Origin of the sequence: Microcoleus sp. BROC3 (assembly GCF_036702515.1) — a bacterium.
In the GTDB taxonomy this organism is placed as follows: domain Bacteria; phylum Cyanobacteriota; class Cyanobacteriia; order Cyanobacteriales; family Microcoleaceae; genus Microcoleus.
Map to the genome: position 1 here is coordinate 1 of NZ_JAUBTQ010000012.1, position 24580 is coordinate 24580.

General features: G+C 44.4%; 18 protein-coding genes. 11 read left to right on the forward strand and 7 right to left on the reverse strand.

The genetic code is table 11. The features are described 5' to 3' along the window. Positions 1-325: hypothetical protein (locus QUB30_RS09935; RefSeq protein WP_333332583.1), on the forward strand; the 325-nt coding region annotated here is incomplete at its 5' end. A 56-nt stretch (positions 326-381) separates the two neighbouring features. Continuing rightward, positions 382-1458: a DMT family transporter gene (locus tag QUB30_RS09940; protein ID WP_333332587.1), complete on the forward strand. Its 1077-nt coding sequence runs from the start codon at positions 382-384 to the stop codon at positions 1456-1458. Positions 1459-1488: 30 nt separating this feature from the next. Here the strand turns inward: QUB30_RS09940 and QUB30_RS09945 are convergent, their stop codons facing one another. Continuing rightward, positions 1489-2160 (reverse strand): phage tail protein, encoded by a 672-nt coding sequence (locus QUB30_RS09945; protein ID WP_333332591.1) that lies wholly within the window; start codon positions 2158-2160, stop codon positions 1489-1491. A gap of 1 nt (position 2161) precedes the next feature. Then, positions 2162-3271: an AAA family ATPase gene (locus QUB30_RS09950; RefSeq protein ID WP_333332595.1), complete on the reverse strand. Its 1110-nt coding sequence runs from the start codon at positions 3269-3271 to the stop codon at positions 2162-2164. Positions 3272-3318: 47 nt separating this feature from the next. Here QUB30_RS09950 and QUB30_RS09955 point away from each other — a divergent pair, with 47 nt between their 5' ends. The 3 genes from QUB30_RS09955 (at position 3319) to QUB30_RS09965 (ending at position 9299) form a co-directional block, all read left to right on the forward strand. Next, positions 3319-4278: a M28 family peptidase gene (locus QUB30_RS09955; protein WP_333332598.1), complete on the forward strand. Its 960-nt coding sequence runs from the start codon at positions 3319-3321 to the stop codon at positions 4276-4278. Between the two features lie 145 nt (positions 4279-4423). Then, positions 4424-8137 carry a hydantoinase B/oxoprolinase family protein gene (locus QUB30_RS09960; RefSeq protein ID WP_333332601.1) on the forward strand — a complete coding sequence of 1238 codons (3714 nt, stop codon included), beginning with the start codon at positions 4424-4426 and terminating at the stop codon, positions 8135-8137. 37 nt (positions 8138-8174) lie between these two features. Beyond that, positions 8175-9299 carry a three-Cys-motif partner protein TcmP gene (locus QUB30_RS09965; protein WP_333332605.1) on the forward strand — a complete coding sequence of 375 codons (1125 nt, stop codon included), beginning with the start codon at positions 8175-8177 and terminating at the stop codon, positions 9297-9299. Here QUB30_RS09965 and QUB30_RS09970 read toward each other — a convergent pair. Then, complete coding sequence (locus QUB30_RS09970; protein ID WP_333332608.1) at positions 9280-10068, reverse strand: phage Gp37/Gp68 family protein; 789 nt, start codon at positions 10066-10068, stop codon at positions 9280-9282. The two genes, QUB30_RS09965 and QUB30_RS09970, sit on opposite strands and share 20 nt — an antisense overlap. Before the next feature lie 217 nt (positions 10069-10285). Between QUB30_RS09970 and QUB30_RS09975 the strand changes: the two genes are divergently transcribed. Beyond that, positions 10286-10933 carry a sigma-70 family RNA polymerase sigma factor gene (locus tag QUB30_RS09975; protein WP_333060700.1) on the forward strand — a complete coding sequence of 216 codons (648 nt, stop codon included), beginning with the start codon at positions 10286-10288 and terminating at the stop codon, positions 10931-10933. A 173-nt stretch (positions 10934-11106) separates the two neighbouring features. Further along, entirely contained in the window at positions 11107-11427 is a 321-nt protein-coding gene (locus QUB30_RS09980) for a 2Fe-2S iron-sulfur cluster-binding protein (protein ID WP_333241388.1), read from the forward strand. 188 nt (positions 11428-11615) lie between these two features. Here QUB30_RS09980 and treS read toward each other — a convergent pair whose 3' ends face one another. Further along, positions 11616-14984: a maltose alpha-D-glucosyltransferase gene (gene treS, locus QUB30_RS09985; protein ID WP_333332610.1), complete on the reverse strand. Its 3369-nt coding sequence runs from the start codon at positions 14982-14984 to the stop codon at positions 11616-11618. 588 nt (positions 14985-15572) lie between these two features. On the opposite strand from treS, the gene QUB30_RS09990 reads away from it, so the two are divergent. Then, positions 15573-15803: a photosystem II protein, Psb35-related gene (locus QUB30_RS09990; RefSeq protein WP_333037381.1), complete on the forward strand. Its 231-nt coding sequence runs from the start codon at positions 15573-15575 to the stop codon at positions 15801-15803. A gap of 185 nt (positions 15804-15988) precedes the next feature. Here QUB30_RS09990 and QUB30_RS09995 read toward each other — a convergent pair whose 3' ends face one another. Continuing rightward, entirely contained in the window at positions 15989-18940 is a 2952-nt protein-coding gene (locus QUB30_RS09995; RefSeq protein WP_333332918.1) for an AAA family ATPase, read from the reverse strand. 338 nt (positions 18941-19278) lie between these two features. On the opposite strand from QUB30_RS09995, the gene QUB30_RS10000 reads away from it, so the two are divergent. From QUB30_RS10000 to QUB30_RS10010, 3 genes are all read left to right on the forward strand, one after another. Continuing rightward, on the forward strand, positions 19279-20631 hold the full coding sequence (locus QUB30_RS10000; protein WP_333332613.1) for an MBOAT family O-acyltransferase: 1353 nt from the start codon (positions 19279-19281) through the stop codon (positions 20629-20631). Positions 20632-20636: 5 nt separating this feature from the next. Continuing rightward, entirely contained in the window at positions 20637-21614 is a 978-nt protein-coding gene (locus tag QUB30_RS10005) for a DUF459 domain-containing protein (protein ID WP_333332616.1), read from the forward strand. Positions 21615-21884: 270 nt separating this feature from the next. Then, entirely contained in the window at positions 21885-23657 is a 1773-nt protein-coding gene (locus QUB30_RS10010) for a hypothetical protein (protein ID WP_333332618.1), read from the forward strand. Between the two features lie 122 nt (positions 23658-23779). Here the strand turns inward: QUB30_RS10010 and gloA are convergent, their stop codons facing one another. Further along, positions 23780-24208, reverse strand: a complete 429-nt coding sequence (gene gloA / locus QUB30_RS10015; protein WP_333332622.1) for a lactoylglutathione lyase — start codon at positions 24206-24208, stop codon at positions 23780-23782. Positions 24209-24283: 75 nt separating this feature from the next. Continuing rightward, on the reverse strand, positions 24284-24520 hold the full coding sequence (locus QUB30_RS10020; RefSeq protein WP_333332625.1) for a hypothetical protein: 237 nt from the start codon (positions 24518-24520) through the stop codon (positions 24284-24286). Positions 24521-24580 lie beyond the last annotated feature (60 nt).

The following is a 24580-nucleotide window of genomic DNA, read 5'->3' on the forward strand; positions in this document are numbered from 1 at the left end:
CACAAGAAAATTCTCGATTGTGGAACAGGCAAGATGCCTGTTCCTCATGGCCGCAACAGGCAAGATGCCTGTTCCACAAGAAAATTCTCGATTGTGGAACAGGCAAGATGCCTGTTCCTCATGGCCGCAACAGGCAAGATGCCTGTTCCACAAGAAAATTCTCGATTGTGGAACAGGCAAGATGCCTGTTCCTCATGGCCGCAACAGGCAAGATGCCTGTTCCACCTTGATTTTGTGGAACAGGCATCTTGCCTGTTCCTCATGGCCGAGATTTGTGCGATCGCATTTAACTCAACACCAATATATAATTGTAAAAATTGCTTAACAAATCTACATCATTCTCATGAGAGCCACTCTCATCAATTATTTGGAGTCTTCGCCATGCAGCTAAAACTTACCGATTCAAAATTGCCTTTTGCCCCGCTGTTGCTAATTGCGCCGTTTTTCCTGTGGGGAACCGCGATGGTAGCCATGAAGGGCGTGATGCCGCACACAACGCCACTGTTTGTGGCCGTCGTGCGTTTGATACCTGCGGGCGTGTTGGTGCTGCTGGCGGCCGCATTCATGGGAAAACCGCAGCCGCAGGGTTGGAAAGCTTGGCTGTGGATTTCGCTGTTTGCTTTAGTTGACGGTACTTTATTTCAAGGCTTTTTAGCTGAAGGTTTGACCAGAACCGGTGCCGGCTTGGGTTCGGTGATGATTGATTCTCAACCGCTAGCTGTGGCGATTTTGTGTTTGTGGCTGTTTCAAGAAAAAATTGGTTTTTGGGGCTGGTTGGGATTAGTTATTGGCGTTGCGGGCATCAGTTTAATTGGGTTGCCGGATGGCTGGATTTTGGGGCTTTTTCATCCTGAAAACGCGCCGGTTTCTGGCGGTATCGAACAGTTGTTTCAGGATGGAGAATGGTTGATGCTGTTGGCAGCTTTGTCGATGGCTGTGGGTACGGTTTTGGTGCGCTGGGTTTGCCGTTATGTTGACCCGGTGGTGGCGACTGGTTGGCACATGATTTTAGGCGGTTTGCCGCTGTTGGCAATTTCTGCTGCAACTGAGTCTGAGCAGTTTGTGAATATCGATTTTTCCGGCTGGATGGCGTTAGGTTATTCTACTGTGTTCGGAAGTGCGATCGCCTACGGTTTATTCTTTTATTTTGCTTCGAGTGGCAGTCTGACAAGTTTAAGTTCTCTTACCTTTCTTACGCCTGTATTTGCTTTGCTATTCGGCAATTTGTTCTTGGGCGAAGTGCTCAATCCGCTACAATCGATGGGAGTTGGGCTGACTTTGGTGAGTATTTATTTGATTAACCAGCGGGATACTTTGGGTGAGAAATTGCGAAAAGTGCGATCATCGGGCAAAGCAAATTCTGAGGAGGAAGCAGCGGGGTTGTTAGAGTCTTCTGAGTTGAATTCCGTGGACTTGCCGGTGCAGGTGCGGGTAGGCGAAATGGAATCGGAAGTTTAGCAGGTGGAGTTTATGGAGAATTGGGAAACTTTACCACTCGTCTTCTAAAACAACAACAATTTTTTTGCTTTCAATCTCTACTAGAAAACTTGTCAAACTGGGATTGTGTTGGTAACAAGCCATCAAATCCTTATGCTTGCTATATTGTTTGGAACTTTTCCGATAATATTCAGGGTTTTTGGCGTCAATTGTAAAATCATGTTTCTTTACAAGCTCCTTATTTAACGTTTCCAAACAATTTTTGAATTTAGACTTTTTGTTGTCTTTATAATACAGTGGCAGCAACCAACACTCAATAGAGTGTACTGATATAGCCCAAATGATTCGCTGTTGACATTGACTGTAGAAATATTCGCCAATTTCCTCTTTAAACTTTTCGATAACTTTTTCAATCAACTCTTTAGGAGTAAATTCACCATTTTCATCGTGCTGTGGGATACCATACTCTTCTGAAACATCAGTATCTATTTGGATAATTATATAGTCATTAAATTGAAACGCTTCTTGAAAATCTTTTAAACGGCAATAAGCAAAAACTTGACTCCAACTACCATAACCTTTAAATTTGTTTTCATCTTTTTTATCTCTTTCGGGTTGAAGCGGTCTAATATCTAGATCGGGATTCTTGAAATATCCTGCTAAAATATTTTCAATCACAATCTGGTCAGTCAATCCCTCAGTAATTAATCCAAAACTAATCATATTAAAAATTCTTAGGAAGCCCTCCGATATAGCCCCTCAAAAAAGCCTCGGATAATTTTACAGGTTCTTGTCCCTCTAGAGGTTCAGGTTTGAGAATGCGTCTAGCTTTAGTATGCCCTAATTGGTTGCGGTAGATCACAAACAGCCGCTGTTCATCATCATCTAAATCCAAACCGTCCAAAACTGCCGGGTTGTGGGTTGTGAATATAACTTGTTTGTCGTGTTTTTTTGCTAATTCGACTAATTCTTGCATTAATCTGCGACACAATCTGGGGTTGAGGGAAGCATCAATGTTATCTATTGCAAAAAATTTAGGTGTGATATCGCTAATAAATAAAGCGAAGTAAAAAAGCAAAAATAAAAAGCCTTCATTAGAACTTCTTTGGTCAAAGTAAGTTAAATCTGGGTCTAAGTATCTATCTTTAATTTGGAGAGAGTTTTGAATATTTGATAAATTTGGAGGAGCTTCAAAATCTTGAAACCAATCTATCAGTTGCAGCTTTTTTTTGATTTCCTTAAGGTGCTCTTGGTGATCATCAGAATTCAAAAATTTTAAAAGTTTAAACAAACCTTCTCCATTAATCCCTAATGGTTGAATTTGGCCTTCTTTTTCAAAAGTTCGTAAAGCTTGGTTTTCAGGAGAGTAAATTATAAATTTTTTTAGACAAACTATTTGATAAGCCTGATGTTTAAAAATTTTATTTTTTTCTATATTGGTGCCAGTATGATAACTTACAAAATCGTAAACTGGACTATAAGAAATATAATAATTGCTGTCATAAACCCACTGAGAATAGGGAGAGTTATCATTTTGTAAACGACACTTAAATTCTTGACCATCATTCCATCTTAAGTCAATTTTGATCTCTTTAACCAAATTTTCCATTTCAAAAGCCGATCGCATCAATTGAGGTTCTGTAACTCTGATGCCCCGAGAAGCTAAAAACTCGTTATCCAGCTTAATATCGGCCGCAGCAGAAGCAAGGGCGATCGCCTCTAGGATATTGCTTTTGCCGCAGCCATTTTCGCCAATCAATACGGTGACTCGTCCTAATTCTAGCTTCAGCTTTTGAATCGACTTATAATTTTCGATTCTGACTTCTCCAATCATAATTCAATCCCATATAATCTTAGTGTACTCATTGTATCTCCGATCGCATGAATCTCAAAGAACGCTTGCACAGCCATCTGATTCAAATTGTACGCGATCGCAATCCATACCTCGCATCCGAAGGGCATTTTTATGCTCAGCAATACATCCGCGAACAGTTGGCACAGTGGGGGACTGTAGAAATTGACGATTTTTCGGTTCGCGGCCGAATTCATCACAATTTGATTTTGGATTTACCCCCCCTCAGTCCCCCCCAAGCTTCGGGGCGGAAGCAAGAAGAATCACCCCAAGCTTCGGGGGCGAAGCAAGAAGAATCACCCCAAGCTTCGGGGGCGAAGCAAGACAATCTGGGTATTGAAAAGCAGATTAAGAAGCGGTTGCCGCCGATCGTAATTGGTGCTCATTACGATACTGTACCCGGATCACCTGGGGCCGATGATAATGCTACTGGTGTTGCTGTTTTGCTGGAACTCGCAAGGGATATCGCATCTGCGCCGCTCAAATATCCAGTGCAATTAGTTGCCTTCGATATGGAAGAATACGGTTATTTTGGAAGCAGTCATCATGCAGCTAAATACAAGCAACAGCAAGAGTCAATCCGGTTAATGATTTCTTTGGAAATGTTGGGTTATTGCCGCCATACTCCTAATTCTCAAAGCTATCCCGCTGGCTTGAAATATTTTTATCCAAATAGTGGCAATTTTATTGCTTTAATTGGCACTTTGCGGACGGTTCCCGATTTGATTAATTTGAGTGGCAAAATTCGCAAATCGGGTCAGCCCTGCGAGTGGCTATCGGTGCCGAATCGAGGTTTAATTGTGCCGGATACTCGCCGCAGCGATCATGTTCCTTTTTGGGATAATGGTTATCCGGCTATTATGGTGACTGATACTGCTAATATGCGGAATCCGCATTATCATCGAGAAAGCGATAGGATTGAGACTTTGGATTTAGATTTTCTGGCTGGTGTTTGTCAGGGGTTAGTCAAGGGCATTCGACATCTATAATTAACATGATCGAGCGCCTGCTAGTTTGAGCGACCAGAAATTATGACTTTTATGACCAGAAGTTATGAGTTTTATGAATTGACTCGAACAGAAGTTGGTTGAATACTTGTAAATTAATCAAGCAAAAATTTCAAAAAAAAGAGATATGAATCCTACTTATCCCGATCGCACTTGCTGGCAATTTTGGATCGATCGCGGCGGTACTTTTACCGATATTGTCGCCCAGCGCCCCGATGGTAAATTAGTCATTCACAAGCTGCTGTCGGAAAACCCAGAACGCTACACCGACGCGGCAGTTCAAGGAATTCGGGATATTTTGAGAATTCCCGCCGACGCAGCTATACCCGCCGCCGAAATTGAAGCGATTAAAATGGGGACGACGGTGGCGACAAATGCTTTGCTGGAACGAAAGGGCGATCGCACAATTCTGTTAATTACTAAAGGTTTCCGCGATGCGCTGAGAATTGGCTATCAAAACCGCCCGAATATTTTCGCCCGCCACATTGTTTTGCCCCAGATGCTGTACGATCGAGTTATTGAAGTTGCGGAACGCTACAGCGCTCAAGGTGAGGAGTTAACTCCTGTCAATCCCGAGTTTATCCCGTCTTTGCAGCAAGCATACGATGAGGGAATTCGCAGTTGTGCGATCGTATTCATGCACGGCTACCGCTACTCGGAACACGAAAAACAAGTTGCTAAAATAGCGAAAGAAATTGGCTTTACTCAAATTTCAGTATCTCACGAAGTTAGCCCGCTGATGAAACTGGTTTCGCGGGGAGATACTGCGGTTGTCGATGCTTATTTATCTCCGATTTTACGTCGATACGTCGAACAAGTAACCAGTCAATTAATAGAGGCAGAGCCTCTGGATATGGGTTCCCAGGCACAGCCTGGGAACGAGGAAATGCCCAATGCCCAATCCCCCAAATTAATGTTTATGCAGTCCAACGGCGGCTTAGTGGACGCGGCACAATTTCAAGGAAAAAACAGTATTTTATCCGGGCCTGCTGGGGGAATTGTCGGTGCTGTTCAAACGAGCAAAAAGGCAGGTTTTGATAAAATTATTACCTTTGATATGGGCGGAACTTCGACAGATGTTGCCCATTTTAACGGCGAATACGAACGCGAATTTGAGACGGAAATTGCTGGGGTGAGATTGCGATCGCCCGTGATGGCAATTCACACTGTAGCAGCCGGCGGCGGTTCAATTGTCTTTTTTGACGGGGCTCGCTACCGCGTCGGGCCGGAGTCTGCAGGGGCCAATCCTGGGCCTGCTTGTTATCGCAAAGGCGGCCCCTTGACGGTGACTGATTGCAATGTGATGTTGGGGAAAATTCAACCGGATTTTTTCCCGAAAGTATTTGGATTGAATGGAGATTTGCCGATCGCCCCTGACGTAGTAAACCAAAAATTTGGGCAATTAGCGGCGGAAATTGGGGGCGAGAGGACGGCCCAACAGGTGGCGGAGGGTTTTTTGGCGATCGCGGTGGAAAAGATGGCGAATGCTGTCAAAAAAATCTCGCTTCAGCGCGGTTACGATGTTTCGGAGTATACATTGTGCTGTTTCGGCGGTGCGGGCGGCCAACACGCTTGTGCGATCGCGGATGCTTTGGGGATGAAACGGGTATTTATTCACCCTTATGCGGGTGTGTTGTCGGCTTACGGTATGGGTTTGGCTGATGTGCGGGCTATTCGCGAAAGGGCGATCGAGCAACAATTAAATGCAGAATTATTAGCGGATTTGCATTATATTTTAACTGCATTGGAGGCTGAGGGGAAGAGGGAATTGAACCGCAGAGGCGCAGAGAACACAGAGAATGAGTCAGAGGTTTTAGTTGTTAGGAAGCTGCGCTTAAAATATCAGGGAAGTGACTCGGTTTTGGCGGTTGATTTTGCTGACAGTATTGAGGTCATGCAGGCTGAATTTGAAGCTGCCCACCGACAGCGTTACAGTTTTATTATGCCAGAAAAACCGCTGATTGTGGAAGCGGTTTCGGTGGAAGTTGTAGAAAGAATGGATGTGCCGGAAGCATCCACAATTTCCCCCTCTGGTGGCACGGGCATCTTGCCTGTGCAACCAATTTCAACGGTGCAAACCTATGTTGCTGGCGGGTGGCGGGAAACGCCTGTTTATCAGAGAGACGATTTGCGATCGGGCGACTGCATAGAAGGCCCTGCTATGATTGTTGAAGCTACGGGAACTAATATCATAGAACCGGGCTGGGAAGGGGTATTAACAGAAAGAAACGATCTAATTTTGAACCGCAGATGCACGCAGGTGGACGCAGATAATATCGGCGTTCATTCGCGTTTATCTGCGGTTAAATCAGATCCGGTTTTGCTGGAAATTTTTAATAATTTGTTTCGGGCGATCGCGGAACAAATGGGCGTCACATTGCAAAACACAAGTTCCTCAGTCAACATCAAAGAACGTCTCGACTTTTCCTGTGCAATTTTCGACAAAAACGGCCAATTAGTTGCCAACGCGCCCCACATTCCCGTACATCTGGGATCGATGAGCGAAAGCGTTGAAGCTTTAATTTTAGCACGAGGCAATGCGATTCAACCGGGCGATGTTTATGTTTCTAACAATCCCTACAACGGCGGCACGCATTTACCCGATATCACCGTTATTACTCCAGTATTCGATCGCGATTCCTCCCTTCCTTTGTTTTATGTTGCCTCGCGGGGACACCACGCAGACATCGGCGGCATTACTCCCGGTTCCATGCCTCCCAACAGTACAATAGTAACCGAAGAAGGCGTATTGCTTGACAATTTCCTGTTAGTAAGCGAGGGACTTTTTCGAGAAAAAGAATTACTAGAAATTCTGACAGCGGGTAATTTTCCTGTTCGCAATTCCGCTCAAAATCTAGCCGATTTGCAAGCACAAATTGCTGCTAACAAGCGCGGGGCAGAAGAACTTCTCAAGATGGTAGAACATTATGGATTAGAGACTGTGCAAGCTTATATGGGCTTTGTGCAAGACAATGCTGAGGAGTCAGTGCGGCGGGTAATTGATGTGTTGCAAGATGGCGAGTTTACTTATCCGATGGATAGCGGCGGACAAATTAAGGTAGCGATTACAATTGACAAATCTGCGCGCAGTGCAAAAATAGATTTTACTGGCACTTCTGCTCAACAATCCAACAATTTTAATGCTCCCGCTGCGGTGTGCAAAGCGGCTGTTTTGTATGTTTTCCGCACCTTGGTAGATGACGATATTCCTCTAAATGCGGGCTGTTTGAAACCTCTCGAAATCCTCAATCCCGAAGGCTGTATGCTGAATCCTCGCTATCCAGCGGCGGTAGTTGCCGGAAATGTGGAGACATCGCAGAATATTACCGATGCTTTGTATTGTGCTTTGGGAGTGATGGCGGCTTCTCAGGGAACTATGAATAATTTTACCTTTGGAAATCAGCGCTATCAATATTATGAAACTATTTGCGGCGGTTCGGGCGCTGGGGCAGATTTTGACGGTACTGATGCGGTTCAAACTCACATGACTAATTCGCGTTTAACTGATCCTGAAGTATTAGAATGGCGGTTTCCAGTGTTGTTAGAAAGTTTTGCAATTCGGGTTCATAGTGGGGGGAATGGATATCATCGCGGGGGTAATGGAGTTGTGCGGCGAGTGCGCTTTCGAGAGGCGATGACGGCGGGAATTTTATCGGGGCGGCGGGTGATTTCTCCTTGCGGTTTGAATGGGGGAGAAACAGGGAAAGTTGGGCGGAATTATGTTGAAAAGGTTGATGGAAAAGTTGAGGATTTGGGGAGTACGGCGACTGGGGAAATGCAGCCGGGGGATGTGTTTGTCATTGAGACTCCTGGGGGTGGAGGTTATGGTACAATTATGTAGCCGCAGTAAAATTAACTAAATTGTAGAGGTGACTGTGATGCCTGACAGTTCTTTCTTTGATGAGTCCAGAGATAATTCTTTAGTAAAATCAGAAATAGTTGCTAAATACTTTTGGGCCTGGGCAAAGGTAATTATACCCACAGCAAAGAAATGGAGTAATAAAATTGCCTATATTGATTTGTTCTCTGGGCCAGGTCGCTATCAAGACGGTTCTAAGTCTACTCCATTACTTATCTTGGAACGTGCTATTGCCGATCCAGATATGTCACAAATGCTAGTAACCTTGTTTAATGATAAGGACTCAAATAATACTCAGTCTCTCCAGCAGGCTATAGAATCCATCCCAGATATAGGCAGGTTAACCCATAAGCCAATACTTTTAAATAAGGAGGTTGGAGAAGAAATTGTTCAAGCAATTAAACAAATCACTAAGATTCCTACACTATTCTTTATCGACCCTTGGGGTTATAAAGGCTTGTCACTTGCGCTAATTGGAGCGGTCATCAAAGATTGGGGTTGTGATTGTATATTTTTCTTTAACTACAACCGGATCAACATGGGATTGCATAATACAGCCGTAGAGAAGCACATGAATTCTCTCTTCGGTAAAGAACGAGCCGACAATCTTAGGGGACAGCTTGAATCGAAGCAACCAGAGGAGCGAGAGTTAATAATTGTGGAGGCTATCTCTCAGGCTTTGAAAGAAATAGGTGGCTCATATGTACTCCCATTTTGCTTTAAAAATGAAGGTGGTAATCGGACTACCCATCATTTAATTTTTGTATCAAAAAATGTTTTGGGTTATTCAATCATGAAAGAAATCATGGCTGGAGAAAGCTCTAGCGCTAAACAAGGTGTTTCTTCTTTTGAATACAATCCCGCTCCACCTAGATATCCCCTCTTATATGAGCTTTACCGTCCTCTGGATGAGCTGGAAAATTTGTTGTTGGATGAATTTGCCGCTCAGACGATGACTATGGAACAAATTTACAATCAGCATCATGTTGGCAAGCGCTACATTAGTAAAAATTACAAAGAAGCTCTTAAGAAACTCGAACAACAAGGTAAAATAATAGCAGCTCCACCTGCCAGTAAACGAAGGAAGTACAAAGGAGAAATTACATTTGGAGAGAAGGTGACAGTTACATTTTTACCAAAGTAGGTGCTACTACTTTATTTGAGTTACGACTCATCCTGAAAGTGTAGCCATTAAATTGACTTTGATGTTTATCCCATGCTTCCGGCATCTCATCCCAAATTTTATCATCCAGAAGTCGCCCACCAGCTTTAGGTGTTCTACCTCCCCATTGCTTGAAGAAAAATGCTACTTCAGCCTCCTCACACTGCTGTTGAATACTCTCAACCCATTCTGCTTGCATGGGACGGTGTTTTTGTCCAGATTCTCCCCCAACTATTACCCAATGAATGCCTTTTAAATCAATATCCAAAGCACCTAAAAGCGGTTCGCACGAGAGAAATCTGACCTTGGCAGGTACTTTTCGCAAACAATCAATCCTGTCAACGTACTTTTGATTTTCCACAGAAACTCCCATCCAAATGTTGTCATGCCAGTCTAATTTATCTGCTAGTTCGCGAAGGCGTTCGTGTCTTTTGGTCAGAATTTGATATACGTGCCAAGGAGTTTCTCGAATCACTTCAAAAACTTCTTGAAGGAATGAAAAAGGAACTTCTTCGTGAAATAAATCGCTCATCGAATTCACGAAAATGCGGCTCGGTTTTCGCCAGCGTTTGGGTTCTTGCAGCCGCTCGCGATGCAGTGTTAAATCAAAACCGTTAGGAAAATTAGTGTGAAACCTTTTTGTTAATGCTTCGGCATAACAATGCGTGCAGCCCGGACTGACTTTATCGCAGCCCGTCGTTGGATTCCACGTTCTGTCAGTCCATTCGATACCAGTATTAATGCTAGACATACAAATAATTTACCATTTAAACAACCTTTGTAGGTGACGGTGAACAAATAAAAATCGCTCTACTAATTGAGGTTTATTCACCGTCACCTACAACTTAATTATATAATTAATTTGACTTTATTATCAACATATTTTTTAAGCACTTGCATCAAATGTATATCGTGTTGTAGAATCGGGCTGCACCCGCATTTATTCTCCAAACCTTTCCATAACTATTGTGCAAACCCCTAATTTTTCAGAACTCAACCATCCTGTGGTCAAATCCCTGTTCCATCACAGCGACCAGGAATTATTGACTCTGTTTCAAAACCATCCCGATCAGGGTCGCTTCTTCACGGCGATTTTTTGCCGCTACGCTCAAATTGTACACTCCCTGATTCGCCATTCCGTACGATCGCCCGTACAAGGCGATTACCTGTTTGCCCACACTTGGCTGCACATCTATCACGAACTCCGAGGCCTCGATTTACGCCGCGAAACCCAAGAGTCTGATGGCGGAAATCTCAGTCTCCAAAACTGGCTCATTAATGTCACCGCAGTGTGCATAAATCAAGCTGAATTGCCCCCTGTTGAGTCGATTCACTACTCTTTGCAATCGGCTCCGCCTCCCCTGTGGTGTTACGTCAAACAAGCCTTAGAATTGTTAGCGCCCCTGCCGCGTTTAGTGGTGTTGATGGCTCAGACTTTCCGCTGGAGCGAAACTCGAATTGCAGCTTATTTGCAAGCAGAAGGCGAAGCTATTTCGCCCGCTCAGGTAAAGGCTTTGCTGCAAAAAGGATATCAAAGTTTAGAATCCAACTTGCCGGAGGATATTCGGGCTATTTATCTAGATGAAAATCTCGATTATCAAGAAGCACTTGTCTAGTATAGCGCTCAAGTTTGTGGTTTCTAAAAAAACCGGTGTTTTGAAAATATCGGTTTTTTTAGCTATCATGTATAGCGGAATGTGCGCAGTGCGCACCCTACATTTTGATTTTTTGTGAATTGGCAATCATCTATTTTGATTGAATACAAGCAGTACAAATATAAGAGGTAGAAATGGCTGTTTATCAAGTTCGGTTGGTGAATGAGGCGATCGCGCTCGATCGCACGATCGCAGTACCAGACGACCAGTATATCTTAGATATGGCAGAAGATGCCGGTATCCGCTTGCCGAACGGATGCAAGCAAGGAGAGTGTTCAGCTTGCGTTGTCAAACTGCTGAGCGGTGAAATCGACCAAAGCGAACAAAAGTTTTTGAAGCCGTCAGAATTGCAAGCTGGCTACGCTGTTACTTGTGTGGCTTACCCGCTTTCTGACTGCACTTTGTTAACTCATCAAGAACAAGTTTTGTATCAAGCAGCTCTTTATTTTAAGTAATAGGAAATCTGTTTTTTACTATCTTTTATTGCAGTCTCGCGTCGCGCGGAATTTGTTTGTATAGCAGCGCATTCTCTTGGTCGATAAAGTCGTTATCAAAGCAGATTTGGTATGGTGTAACGTGCGTGACTCTCCAGCATCTCGCTGTTAATTGAACAACTAGAAAGTCACGCATCCTACTTATTTACTCAACGGGGCAGCAACTGTAGAATCCGCTGAAGGGGAATTTCTACCGAATCCAAGCGGTAATTGAGTTCGTATACCAGTTCGGCAACCCCTTTTTCTAAGATGTAAGCATCGAGCAAAACTTGCAGTTCCGGGATAGATTTTGGCAAGAAATTGGCATCGGCTGCTGTCGCCAAATAACTCTTGACAAAAGTCAGGGTAACCCAGCGATGCCAAACGTTCGCCCACTGCTGCATCTCCGGGAGATTTTCAGGGCGAATCATGCCGCTTTCTACTTCATTGCGGAGTGCCAAAGTAACAGCGTAATTAAAAGATTGCAGCATTCCCGCAACATCTCGCAGGGGCGACCTTTTCATCCGCCGCTCGCTTAAGGGTCGATTTCGTTCTCCTCCGAAATCAATAATTACGAAGTCTTTGCCTGTATAAAGAACTTGCCCGAAATGAAAATCACCGTGACAGCGAATTCTATCAGCCGTGATTCTCAAGTTCAAAATAGACTTGAAACGTTCCATCAGCAAGTCTTCGCGGTTGAGCAGAGTTTGTGCCAATTTTTGGGTGGCAGGTGGCAGGTGGGACAGCCGTTTTTTTAGTAGCAGCAAAGTCCTTCCTGCTAGATTTCTCATCTGTTGATAGATCGAACGCTGGTAAAATGATGTGAAGTTTTCTGGGGCAAAAGCGGGATTTTCTATGTCAGAAGCTAAAGCTAGGTGAAGTTCGGCGGTCCGCTGACCTAAAAGTTCTGCTGATGCTAAGTAAGAGCCGATTAGTTCGCGAGCTAAGGCGGGAATTTCTAGGGATAAATCGGCTACTAGCGAGTTGGACGGCCGCTGCATTTGTGCAGTCAAAGTGCTCGGTAAATAATTTTCGGGGGAAGTTGATAAATTATCGCCGGAATGCTTTGCTTCTACTGTCATTACTTGCTCGAAATAGTCGCGCAGTGTGTCTAATGTATAAGACCAAGCGTCTATGCTGTCGGGGATTAATTTTTGTAGTATTCCGACTGTAACGACTTGTTTTCCTTGTGTGTGATATTCCAATGCTCCGGCAATTGGAGCGTAGTGTTGAATCGAGTTGCGTTCTGTTAAAAAGCGTCCGATTTCTAATTCGGGGTTGATGCCTTCCTCGACTTTTCGCAATATTTTCAGGACGAAGCGGTCGCCGTAACCTGCGGATGTATTGCTTTGTTCTTTCTTGAACAGGTGAGGTTCGAGGTGCGATAAATCTTGTTCTGATCTGAATGGACTGTCGGCAATTCCTACCAGTTGACCTGCGGCACCTTTGTAACTGCGAGAACTGGCGATCGCCCCCAGCAACGCGCTCAGGAAACCTTTGTCGCCCGCAGCATCAAATAGTATCCCGACTTCGTTGGTTTCTGGGAAGTGCAGGCGCGCGATCGCCCGATCGTCCGCATCGCCTTTCATCTCTTCCCAACCTAAAGGCAAAACGTAAGTTTCCGGCATACCTTCAGTATAATTTAACTGCAAAAACAGAATGTAAACTGTAGATTGCTCCCCCGCACTATCTTTAATTTCAACAGGCACAACTTCACTTATTTCTAATGATTGAGTTGTCCTGTCTGTACCGATAAACCAGCGACTGGACCGCAAGTAATTCGGCAAAATAGAGAGCAGCATATCGCTTAACTGACTTGTAGCAAAAGCGGTTTTCCAATTGCCGATGACCGCCAAACTCGGCAAGTCTGTCTGATAACCGTGCAACGAAAAATCTTCTTGTTTAACAGTCAGAGTAAACCAGTAAAACGTGTGAGGACTCAAGCACAAAAAGTAAGGCGACTCGCCAACAGCCGGAAACTCCGTGCGACCGAAAATCTCCACCGGAACAGCACCTTTAAAGGGTGCAAGGTCTAATTCTGCCGTCTGGACGAAGCGCGACAAATTAGCCACTACGAGGATGTGTTCGTCTTGATAAGTGCGTACAAAAGCTAAAACTTTGCGGTTTTCCGGGTACAGAAACTCGCAAGTTCCGCGGCCGAATGCTTGGAAGCGCTGCCTAATTGCAATCAGGCGTTTCATCCACCACCACAGAGAACTCGGATTCGCCCGCTGCGCGTCCACGTTAACAGATTCGTAGTGATATTCAGGGTCAACAATTGGCGGTGCGTAAAGCCGCTGCGGGTTAGCACGGCTAAAACCGGCATTGCGATCGCCGCTCCACTGCATCGGAGTTCTCACCCCGTTGCGATCGCCCAAATAGATATTGTCTCCCATGCCAATTTCATCGCCGTAGTAAAGCACCGGCGTACCCGGAAGAGACAGCAGCAAAGCATTCATCAACTCGATGCGGCGGCGGTTATTTCCCATCAAAGGAGCCAAGCGGCGGCGGATTCCCAAATTAATTCTCGCCTGAGTGTCTTGAGCGTAAACCCGATACATATAATCTCGGTCTTCATCACTCACCATTTCCAGCGTCAATTCATCGTGATTCCGCAAAAATAATGCCCACTGACAGTTATTGGGAATCTGCGGAGTTTGCTGGAGAATGTCGCTAATTGGGAAGCTATCTTCCATATACAAAGCCATAAATAAACGCGGCATCAGCGGAAAATGAAAGTTCATGTGACATTCATCCCCGGCAGCGTAATATTGAACTGCATCCTCCGGCCACTGATTCGCCTCAGCAAGCAGCATCCGGTTCGGAAATTTCTCATCTACGTGCTGCCGCAATTGCTTCAGGAATAGGTGAGTTTCTGGCAGGTTTTCGCAGTTAGTACCTTCGCGCTCGTAAAGGTAAGGCACCGCATCCATCCGCAGTCCGTCTACTCCCAGTGCCAACCAGAAATCTACCACATCTAAGATGGCTTGGCGGACTGCCGGATTGTCGTAATTCAAATCGGGTTGGTGGGAATAAAAACGGTGCCAGTAATAAGCTTTTGCTACCGCATCCCAAGCCCAATTAGATGTTTCAAAATCTTGGAAAATAATCCGAGCATCTTGATATTTTTCCGGCGTGTCGCTCCACACATAAAAATCTCTTTCGTTACTTCCTTTCGGGGCGCGGCGCGCTCGCTGAAACCAAGCGTGCTGGTCAGAAGTGTGGTTGACAATTAACTCAATAATGACCCGAATTCCCCGTTGGTGCGCTGCTTCTAAAAGGTCTTTAAAGTCCTCTAATGTGCCGTAAATCGGGTTTACGGTGGTATAGTGAGATGTATCGTAGCCGTCGTCTCGGAGCGGCGAGGGAAAAAATGGTAGTACCCAAATTGCTGTTACTCCCAAGTTTTGCAGGTAATCCAGTTTTTCTGTCAGCCCTCTAAAGTCGCCGATGCCGTCTGCATTGCTGTCGGCAAAAGCCCGAACTGGTACTTCGTAAATAATCGCGTCTTTGAACCACAACGGGTCGTCATTTAACATTGAGTTTGGCATGATTTGTAGCGATGATTGGTAATTGGTAATTTGTACTTAAAATTTGGTAATTGGGATTTGTTAGTTCCCATCCAAACTGATAAATCATAACTTATAATTTGGCCGCTATTCCTCATGCCAGCGGCAGAGTGTTAATCGTAATTTATTAATGCAAAACTTATAATTTCTTAACTATAAAATCCTAAAAATCAGTTTTGCTATTTCGGATACAGTTCACAATTCCGATACATATGCGCAGTGCACACCCGAAAGACCGGTGCGCGGTGCACACCCTACCAAGGCGTGTCAACTTAAGCCTGAAACCCCTCTGTATCTCTCGCTGGTAGCCCAGTCTAGATCCCCCTAAATCCCCCTTGATAAGGGGGACTTTGAGAACACTCTTGTCCCCCCTTATTAAGGGGGGCTAGGGGGGAGCGAGCCCTTGTTGACACTAAGCGCACCCTACAGACTCAGGATTAGGTGCGGTATTTACTACCTGCCGGACGGTTGCCACGACATTACAGTACCTTGACGTTTATTACTAATTTTCGTTACATTAGTTTACATAAAGCAACAAAAGTTAAGGAAAAAGCAAATATGGCTATTGTAATCTCTCTTTTAATCGTCGGTTGGGTCGCAGCAGCATTAATTGGCACTCAAGCATATTTCCTCGGGGAACAGTCAAAGCCCATCCACGAGCGGAATTGGAACGATGAATCTTTTGAAAAATTGGCTGTAGCAATCACAGCAACAGAGATGGATTACAGCGTTCGCGTTCCTGCCTATAGCATGGATGCCTATGGTAGCCGCACCATCTCGAATTCTTGATATCAAGTAACAGGTTTCACCATATTCAATAACAGGCAGGATGCTTGTTCCACAAGAGAATTGAGGGTTTGTGGAACAGGCATCTTGCCTGTTCCTAATTTTCAATAACAGGGCGGATGCCTGTTCCACAAGAAGACTTATTATTTGTGGAACAGGCATCCTGCCTGTTCCTAGCTGTTCGGCAACTACAAACTATTACCGACTAGCGCTGGGCGAGAATCTTTTTTGCGAAACTGCAAAGTGTTATTTTCGCAGTCGATCGCAATTGTATCACCCTCCACAAACGCATTTTCCAGAATCTTGTTTGCCAGCGGGTTTTCCAGCTCCCGCTGGATGGCGCGTTTCAAGGGACGAGCGCCGTAAACCGGGTCGTAACCGACATCTGTGATATGGTTTTTCGCCGCATCGGACAGTTCCAAAGTAATTTTTTGCTCGGCCAACAACCGCTCGATCCGCTTCACTTGGATACTGACTATTTGCCGCAGTTCCACCTTGCTCAAAGTGTGGAACAAAATTATCTCGTCCACCCGATTGAGAAATTCGGGCCGAAAGTGCGATCGCAGCGCTGTCATCACCCGTTTTAACATCTGTTCGTACTCTTGGTCTGTCTCCCGTTCTTGAGTCAATAAATTTTCATTTTCGCTCTTGTTTTCACTCTTGTTTTCACTCTTGGTTACAGTATCAGCATCGACTCGCTGGGCCGACACCTCGACAGTACCGTCGGCAGCCACTTTATAATCTGTCTTTTGACTTGACAAATCTTTCGTTTCCTGCTTCCGGCTAGCAGGTTTTTTGACTGTTTTTTCCTTCTTAGTAAACACGTCTAAAATGTGGTCACTGCCGATATTGCTAGTCATCACAATTACGGTATTTCTAAAGTCAACCACTCGACCTTGAGAATCGGTAATTCTGCCGTCATCCAACACTTGCAGCAAAATGTTAAATACGTCCGGGTGCGCTTTTTCCACTTCATCAAACAGCACTACCGAATAAGGATGTCTCCGCACTGCTTCGGAAAGTTGTCCCCCTTCATCGTAACCGACATATCCGGGGGGAGCTCCTACCAACCGGGAAACGCTGTGCTTCTCCATGTATTCCGACATATCGATGCGGACGATCGCATCATCGCTGTCAAACAAAAACTCCGCCAACGCCCGCGCTAACTCAGTTTTGCCGACGCCTGTGGGCCCCATAAACAAGAAAGAGCCGATCGGCCTGCCGGGGTCTTTCATCCCCGCCCTAGCGCGCCGAATTGCCGCCGCCACGGCTGTTACAGCTTCCTCTTGACCGATGACTTTTTGGTGCAAGTGTTTTTCCAATTGCAGCAATTTTTGGCGTTCGGACTCTAACAACCGGTTAACCGGAATGCCTGTCCATTTAGCGACAATTTCCGCAATATCGCCCTCAGTAACTTTTTCGCGCAGCAGGGAAGAACCTTGAGCTTGCTGTTTCAAAAGTTCCGCTTCTTTCGCTTCGCGATCGCGCACCGCCGTTTCCAACTTGCCGTACTTTAACTGTGCGGCTTTATTCAAATCGTAAGCCCTTTCTGCTTGTTCGATTTGGACTCGCAATTGGTCTTCTTCTGCTTTCAATTTATTGATTGCATCCAACAACTGCTTTTCGCCCAACCACTGAGAGGACAATTTTTCCTGCTTGACTTTTAAAATGTCAATCTCAGAGGTGATGCGTTCGACGCGGAAGCCGAGCCCAGGGGCTAGAGCACCTTTTCCTTCGCCTTCGATCGACAATTTTTCCATTTCCAACTGCATCACCCGGCGGTCAATGCCTTCCAATTCCACAGGTTTAGAGGTAATCTCCATTTTCAAGTGGGCGGCCGCTTCATCTACGAGGTCGATCGCCTTGTCCGGCAAAAAGCGATCGGAAATATAGCGAAAAGACAGAGTTGCAGCAGCTACCAGGGCCGAATCAGTAATTTTTACCCCGTGGTGGCGTTCGTAACGGTCTTTCAATCCGCGCAAAATCGAAACAGTATCTTCAACGCTAGGTTCGCCGACAAATACTTGTTGAAATCTGCGTTCTAGTGCAGGATCTTTTTCAATATTCTTGCGGAATTCGTCGAGAGTTGTAGCGCCGATGCAGCGCAATTCGCCTCTCGCCAACATTGGTTTTAACAAATTTCCCGCATCCATTCCCGAACCGGAACTGCCACCGCCGCCGGTGCCGACAACCGTGTGTAATTCGTCAATAAATAGGACAATTTGCCCGTCGGAATCGATGACTTCCCGCAGTACAGACCGCAATCGTTCTTCAAATTCGCCCCGGAATTTTGCCCCAGCAATTAAACTGCCCATATCGAGGCTAAATAGCTGGCGATTTTTCAAAGATTCCGGTACGTCGCCGTTGACAATTCGCTGGGCTAAACCTTCGGCGATCGCAGTTTTTCCGACTCCGGGATCGCCAATTAACACCGGATTGTTTTTTTGACGACGGGAAAGAACTTGTACCACGCGGCGGATTTCCTCGTCGCGGCCGATTACTGGGTCGAGTTTGCCGGCTTTGGCGGCTTCTGTCAAATCGCGTCCGTACTTGCTGAGGGCGTCGGAGTTAGCTTCGCCATCTTGATCTTGGGCTTTAGCGTTGCTGCGGCTGCCTTTCCCCGTTTCGGAATTTTTTTCTTGGGTTTTAGCAGTGGCGCGGAAAGATTTGATTGCTTCTTCGAGTTTTGGTCGATCGATCGTACCGGCTGGGGGTTTGCGATCGTAACCGGGGCGGCCCGGCGGGCCGTCGCCTTTTGTCAGCAACCTGCGGCCGACTCGTTCGTCTTCTACTAAGCCAATTAATAAATGTTCAACGGCGATAAAATTATCTTGCCAAGTCGCCCTGGTGGCCTCGGCAACATCTAACATCACTTCTAAGCCGCGACCGAGGTATAGTTGGTCAGCGTTGGCAACTCTGGGCTGTCGTTTGGCAAAAGCATCTAACTGCTGGGCAAAGCGGGCGGCATCGACTCCAGCTTTGCTAAGAATGCTGTTGGCCTGGCCTTGCTGTTCGAGAAGGGCGATGGCTAAATGTTCAACCTCTAGCTGCTGATTGGCAAAGCGGCGGGCGACATCCTGGGATTTGACAATGGCTTCCCAGGCTTGATCTGTAAATTTGCTAGGGTCTGTTGGCTGCACGTTGGTTCCTCGCAATCAAGGGGATTCCTGTTGTTATCCGTTAATACATCGTCTCACAACCATCATAATCTTTAAACAGGATTATGAATTTATGAGTGCGGTTAACTAGGGCGGAAGTTGTGGCCTAATTGACCTCTTGCAAAAGCTTACAGTCCGCTATCCACCCCGAAATTTGGTGCGTTCAGACCGACTCTGGCGATATCCTTCGGGATAGGTTGGCTGGCCGTACTTATAAAAATATTGCCACAAACAAGATTTTTTATCGGCTGAGACTTATGCTATTTCCCACTTACCAATTTCTAGTTTTTTTCCTAATTATTTTTAGCGCGATAGTCTCTGTGAAACCCCAAGTCAATTTGTATAAAATTGTCTTGTTAATTTCAAGTTTATTATTTTATTCCTTTTGGAGTTTCGACTTTCTCTTGCTCCTCGTTTTCTCTACAGCTTCTAACTATATCATTCTCCGGGTTCTCGGCAACAATAAGTATAAAAAAATTGCTTTAATCTCCGGCTTAGTTTTCAACATTGCCTATCTCGGCATCTTTAAATATTGCAACTTCTTTGTAACTTCTTTATTTGAGATACTGAACCAGCTACAAATTCCAGCCAGCTTTCCAGTTTTGCAAATAATCGCCCCCGTCGGCGTGTCTTTCTACACTTTTAGAATGATTTCTCATTTAATCGACTGCTACCAGCAAAAAATACCCTGTCCAAAATTTATAGACTATGCCGCCTACATTACCTACTTTCCGCAAATTGCCTCTGGGCCAATCTCGCGAGCTCGCGAATTTTACTTGCAGCTACATTCACCAGAAAAATACGACTATCAAATCGAAGAAGTTATAGTTTTGATTTTGTCTGGACTCTTCAAAAAATATACTTTATCGAGCTTTTTGTTTAACTTCACTGACTTACCATTCAAAGTCCCCCAGCAGTACAGCAGCATAGATTTAATCCTCGCGGCAATTTCCTATTCCTGTTTAATTTATGTAGATTTCAGCGGCTATTCGGATTTAGCCAACGGTATCTCCTGTTTGCTGGGTTTCAAACCCATTGCCAACTTTAATATGCCATACCGATCGCTCAGTCTGCAAGAATTTTGGAAAAGGTGGCACATCAGTCTTTCGGAGTGGCTGAGAGATTACGTTTACTTTCCCTTTGGCGGCAACAAATACGGCAAGTTGAGAAAGTACCTAAATCTATTTTTAACAATGGCGATCGGTGGATTTTGGCACGGCGCAGGTTTAAACTTTATTTTCTGGGGAGCAATTCACGGTTTAGGATTAATTGTCAACCATTTATGTAAAGATATCCCCCAAGCTATCCACTTTAAATTAGACTATGCGTTTCCCCGATTTGCTAAATTTTGCAGTTGGCTGCTAACATTTACTTTTGTTACTTGTGGCTGGGTATTTTTTGGCACTCCCAATTGGGAAACTGCGGTGAGTTTTTTTGAAGGAATTGTCCATCCTGCCGTCGCAACTTTTCAATTTAACTTTTGGCAATTGTATTTAGTAATTGCAGTTATTGGCGCGCTCAACTTGTGGGGCGATCGCATCGCGAAACTATTGCAAACCGTATTGTCATTAAAAAACATTTTCTTTCGGGTTGTCTTAGTTTCGCTGCTCGTGTATACTATCTTGATGTTGGGGCCTAGTACCGTTCCGCCTTTTATTTACTTTAATTTCTAAGAAATATGAAAGACCGGGAAATTTTGCTGATTGTTACTTCTGTAATTCTCACTTTAATATTTTCAAACTTATCATTATTTCTGAAAAGCTTTGCTTCAACTCCTTTCGCCAGTCCAGAAATTAAACAAGCCGCGCGCCAGATCGAAATAGACGGTTTCAGAAAATCCGAACAAGATTTTTGGAGCCAAATTAAAGATATTAACTTCGATAGCCTCCCCAAAGAATCAGAACTTCCTCCGGTCACAACCGAAAGAAAAGCGGCTGTTGAACCTCCAAAGCCTGCTAATGCTAAAAAACCAACTCCAGCTAAACCAAAACTGACCAGACCTTATCGCAAATTTTTATGTATTGGAGATTCCGTAATGTTCGACTTAGGAATTCAACTCCAGTACACTCTTAAGAAAAAATACAATATCCCCGATACAAAAATTGAATACAAGGTATCGACTGGACTAAATCGGATAGATTATTATGACTGGTATGCCAGAAGTCGCCAAATTATTAATAATTACCAGCCGGATGTAGTGATAGTTTTGTTCGGGGCCAATGACCCTCAAAATATTATTGATTTTCAAGGAAAAGCCCGGGCTGTTATGACGAAAGAATGGCAAAAAGCTTATCAAGAAAGAGTTGAAAGATATGCAAATTTACTGGATTCGTCATCCGTAAGAAAAGTGTATTGGATCGGTCAATCGATACCTAAGAAATCTTTGTATCTCAAAGCTTTTCCTGTGATGAACGAGATATATAAAAATGCCAGCAAATCTTCAGCCAAAATCGAATTTATTTCTACTTGGGAGCGTTTTACAGAAGCAGGAAAATTTGTTCCCGTAGTTGCTGACAAATCGGGAAAACGAGGCTATGTAAAAGTTAATGATGGCGTGCATTTTACCTCCCACGGAGCTAAAATTATCAGCGACTTAATCGTTGACGAAATGGTGACGGACAAAATATTAAAAACTCCGAAAAAGAAAACATTATAGTAGGTAGGGTCACGCAACCCAACCTAAAAATTTTACTGTTGACCGATTACTGCAAAATTATATATTTAGTTCTGGACGCACATTTGCCTTTCTCAACCCGGTTTATAGGAAAAATCTGCGGTTTAATCACGAGAAATTTACTTGTTAAACCGCGTTTATAGCTCCCTATGCGTCCCGGAAGAATATTGACAAAAACCAGTAGTAGATGTAAGGTTGAATAAAGCATAAAATAACGGCGTCAATATCTAACAATTGTCATCGCGACAAATTATGACGAGCAATCTGTGGAAAGTCGATCGCACTAGCATCCCTGAGTCAATCGGGTGCAGCGGCACAGCGCTAATCTTCATTCTCACTAAATATACTCAGCCCTGGCAAAGAATAAACATAGTTGAAAAAATCCTGCAACAGTGCGGCATTGAGCCTTTTGCTGAAGTTGTGGGCCTACCGAAAAGCGGAATATTCAGAGAAAATATACCCGAATCCGTCAGAAAACCCCATCCGAATTTGCTGTTTCGCGCTTTGGGGATTCAGGCATTGGGGAAGGTGCGAGATGAGCTGATATCAAGTGAGAGAGCGGCTAGAGCAAGTAATTTTAGCAAAAATCTGCTGGCGGCGTTAGAACAGGAAGCGGTAGGGGGATCGACTCCTTTAATTCGGTGGTCTGCGGCTGTTACTATTAAGTCAATTTGGTTGGATGAAGCAGGGCAACGACAAGGCGATGAATGTGCTGTCAATGTCAAAATTAATCCAGGCGAAATTGAGCGGCTGGTTGTAGAAGAGCAAATTAAACTGTTAGGAATCAACAAATTTGCTTTGGGCGACAGTAGAAATGACAGCAGTCAGGAATATGAGAATTGTCTCGATTTTTGGGTGTACGGCCCTAGCTGGCTGCTGCCGGGCCTGCCAATGGATTGCGAGGAATATTTGTTTTGGATCGAGAGAGTATTTGCTGCGATCACACTTACGGGCCCGTACAAATTGAATGCCAAAAAGGATGCAGCGGTAACAAACTTTTTGGAAGTTGCGGAAAATAATTTTAATGACTTGGAATTCTCCAAAATACTTGCCAAAATTTTTGATTTCCTGCACCACCCGGAAGCGAGAGTCAAAAATCTAGCTGCAATTATTTTAGAACCTTACAAAGACAAGCTTGACCGGAAATCGGCGCAGATTCTGACAGCGCTAGTATATAAATTTAATGTAAAACATCAGCCCTTAGAATGTCTGACTATTCCCGAAATAGAGGAGTGCAAAGCGTCACTGTATCTAGATAAAATGGAAATTGACAAGGTGTATAGTGAGGCTTTGTCGCTGTGCGGCGATCGGGATGTCGAAATGGCAAGTTTCTTGTCAGCTAAACAGAGGGAATACCAAAATACTGTAGACGAGCAGATCAACAATCTCAGCAAGTTAGTTAAGTCGATCGTAGATTGCCAGAGCTTGTTAGATGCTAATAGGGAACTTTTGTATTTGACTATAGAGCGGCTGCAAAAATGGGATTACACCCTAGGCCATAAACTGTCTGTGCACCGCAAGAAACTCCAAAACCTCAGTTTTGACAAAAGCACCTCCGAGCAGTGCATAAACCTCGACAACGAGCTAAATTATATCAGAGAGTCTTTGCAATATACTTTGTATGAAGTCACGTCAAAAATTAACAGCCTAATTAGAGATTTAGAACTTTCTGTGTCTAAAAATAACAAGACTGCAACAGATATGTTTAAGTGGACGTGGGTATTGTTCGGAGTGTGGTTTTCAGTAGGGCTGCTCTTGTATTTATCGGATTCAGTGATTAACTCGATATTCACCGTTAGCTACAAAAGCGAATTTGTAGTTTATTGGACTATTTTCTTTATTGTGATGGTGGTATTTTTGTTATTATTAGCTGTCTTCTTTTCGGCGCTAGCTGCCTTAGACAAGCGCCGAGAATCTAAACTAATTCCTAAATTTGATAGTTTAAGTCAAATAGGCAACAGTTTTTCTATTTTGTGGCAAAAGAGTTACTTGCAGCAGTTTGTACCGTCGGTGCGATCGCATTAAAAGTTTCAGTTGACAGTTGACAGTTGACAGTTGACAGTTGACAGTTGTGGGTACGACTGTTGTCAAAAGGAAAACGGAAGAGGGAAGATAGTTTTTCCTTCTCCTTCCCCCTCTTAAGAAAGTTAGGATGCGGTTGTTGCTGCTACTTTCTGGGTGTTGCTACCTTGATTTTCCAGTTGAATTAATTCAACTTTATATCCATCTGGGTCTTGCACAAAAGCGATGACAGTTGAACCGTGCTTCATCGGGCCGGGTTCCCGAATAACTTTACCGCTGCGGGCTTTAATATCTTCGCAAGTACCGTAAATGTCGTCAACGCCGATCGCAATATGACCGTAAGCATCCCCTAAATTGTACTGTTCGACGCCCCAGTTGTATGTTAATTCCAAAACTGTCGTGTCGGATTCATCGCCGTAGCCAACAAAAGCCAGAGTAAATTTACCGTCTGGATAGTCCTTTTGCCGCAGCAATTTCATGCCCAGAACCTCGGTGTAAAATTTGAGGGATTCTTCCAGGTTGCCGACTCGGAGCATCGTGTGTAGTAATTGCATTTAGCTCACTCCAAATTTCTTAAGCTTTCATCTATTTTAGCGATTTCTTGCTGGAAAAAACCGCGCCGGCAAAGTTTACCTAGTTTTAGCTTGCTTTTTACTGAACAAAAACCACCACAATTCTAAACCAATTAATGTCAATCCGCCTGCTGTTACGCCAACTTTTAAACTTAACGGCTGTTCGATATGCGGAAATTGAGCGGTTGAATTTGCAGGAGGGATTGATATTTGATTTGCTCGCACTCCGGATGCAATTCCGAGCATAATTCCTAAACTTCCGAGGCTTCCTAAGATTTGGCGCTGCTTCAACATTTTTTTATTTTTCCTAGTGTATGCAAGAGATTGTTGTTGATAAATCGGTGGATGGTGGGC

Excerpts from the sequence above, each read along its gene's own strand:
- QUB30_RS09940 (WP_333332587.1), top strand. The coding sequence starts at position 382 with ATGCAGCTAAAACTTACCGATTCAAAATTGCCTTTTGCCCCGCTGTTG.
- QUB30_RS09945 (WP_333332591.1), bottom strand. The coding sequence starts at position 2,160 with ATGATTAGTTTTGGATTAATTACTGAGGGATTGACTGACCAGATTGTG.
- QUB30_RS09950 (WP_333332595.1), bottom strand. The coding sequence starts at position 3,271 with ATGATTGGAGAAGTCAGAATCGAAAATTATAAGTCGATTCAAAAGCTG.
- QUB30_RS09955 (WP_333332598.1), top strand. The coding sequence starts at position 3,319 with ATGAATCTCAAAGAACGCTTGCACAGCCATCTGATTCAAATTGTACGC.
- QUB30_RS09960 (WP_333332601.1), top strand. The coding sequence starts at position 4,424 with ATGAATCCTACTTATCCCGATCGCACTTGCTGGCAATTTTGGATCGAT.
- QUB30_RS09965 (WP_333332605.1), top strand. The coding sequence starts at position 8,175 with ATGCCTGACAGTTCTTTCTTTGATGAGTCCAGAGATAATTCTTTAGTA.
- QUB30_RS09970 (WP_333332608.1), bottom strand. The coding sequence starts at position 10,068 with ATGTCTAGCATTAATACTGGTATCGAATGGACTGACAGAACGTGGAAT.
- QUB30_RS09980 (WP_333241388.1), top strand. The coding sequence starts at position 11,107 with ATGGCTGTTTATCAAGTTCGGTTGGTGAATGAGGCGATCGCGCTCGAT.
- treS (WP_333332610.1), bottom strand. The coding sequence starts at position 14,984 with ATGTTAAATGACGACCCGTTGTGGTTCAAAGACGCGATTATTTACGAA.
- QUB30_RS09990 (WP_333037381.1), top strand. The coding sequence starts at position 15,573 with ATGGCTATTGTAATCTCTCTTTTAATCGTCGGTTGGGTCGCAGCAGCA.
- QUB30_RS10005 (WP_333332616.1), top strand. The coding sequence starts at position 20,637 with ATGAAAGACCGGGAAATTTTGCTGATTGTTACTTCTGTAATTCTCACT.
- QUB30_RS10010 (WP_333332618.1), top strand. The coding sequence starts at position 21,885 with ATGACGAGCAATCTGTGGAAAGTCGATCGCACTAGCATCCCTGAGTCA.
- gloA (WP_333332622.1), bottom strand. The coding sequence starts at position 24,208 with ATGCAATTACTACACACGATGCTCCGAGTCGGCAACCTGGAAGAATCC.
- QUB30_RS10020 (WP_333332625.1), bottom strand. The coding sequence starts at position 24,520 with ATGTTGAAGCAGCGCCAAATCTTAGGAAGCCTCGGAAGTTTAGGAATT.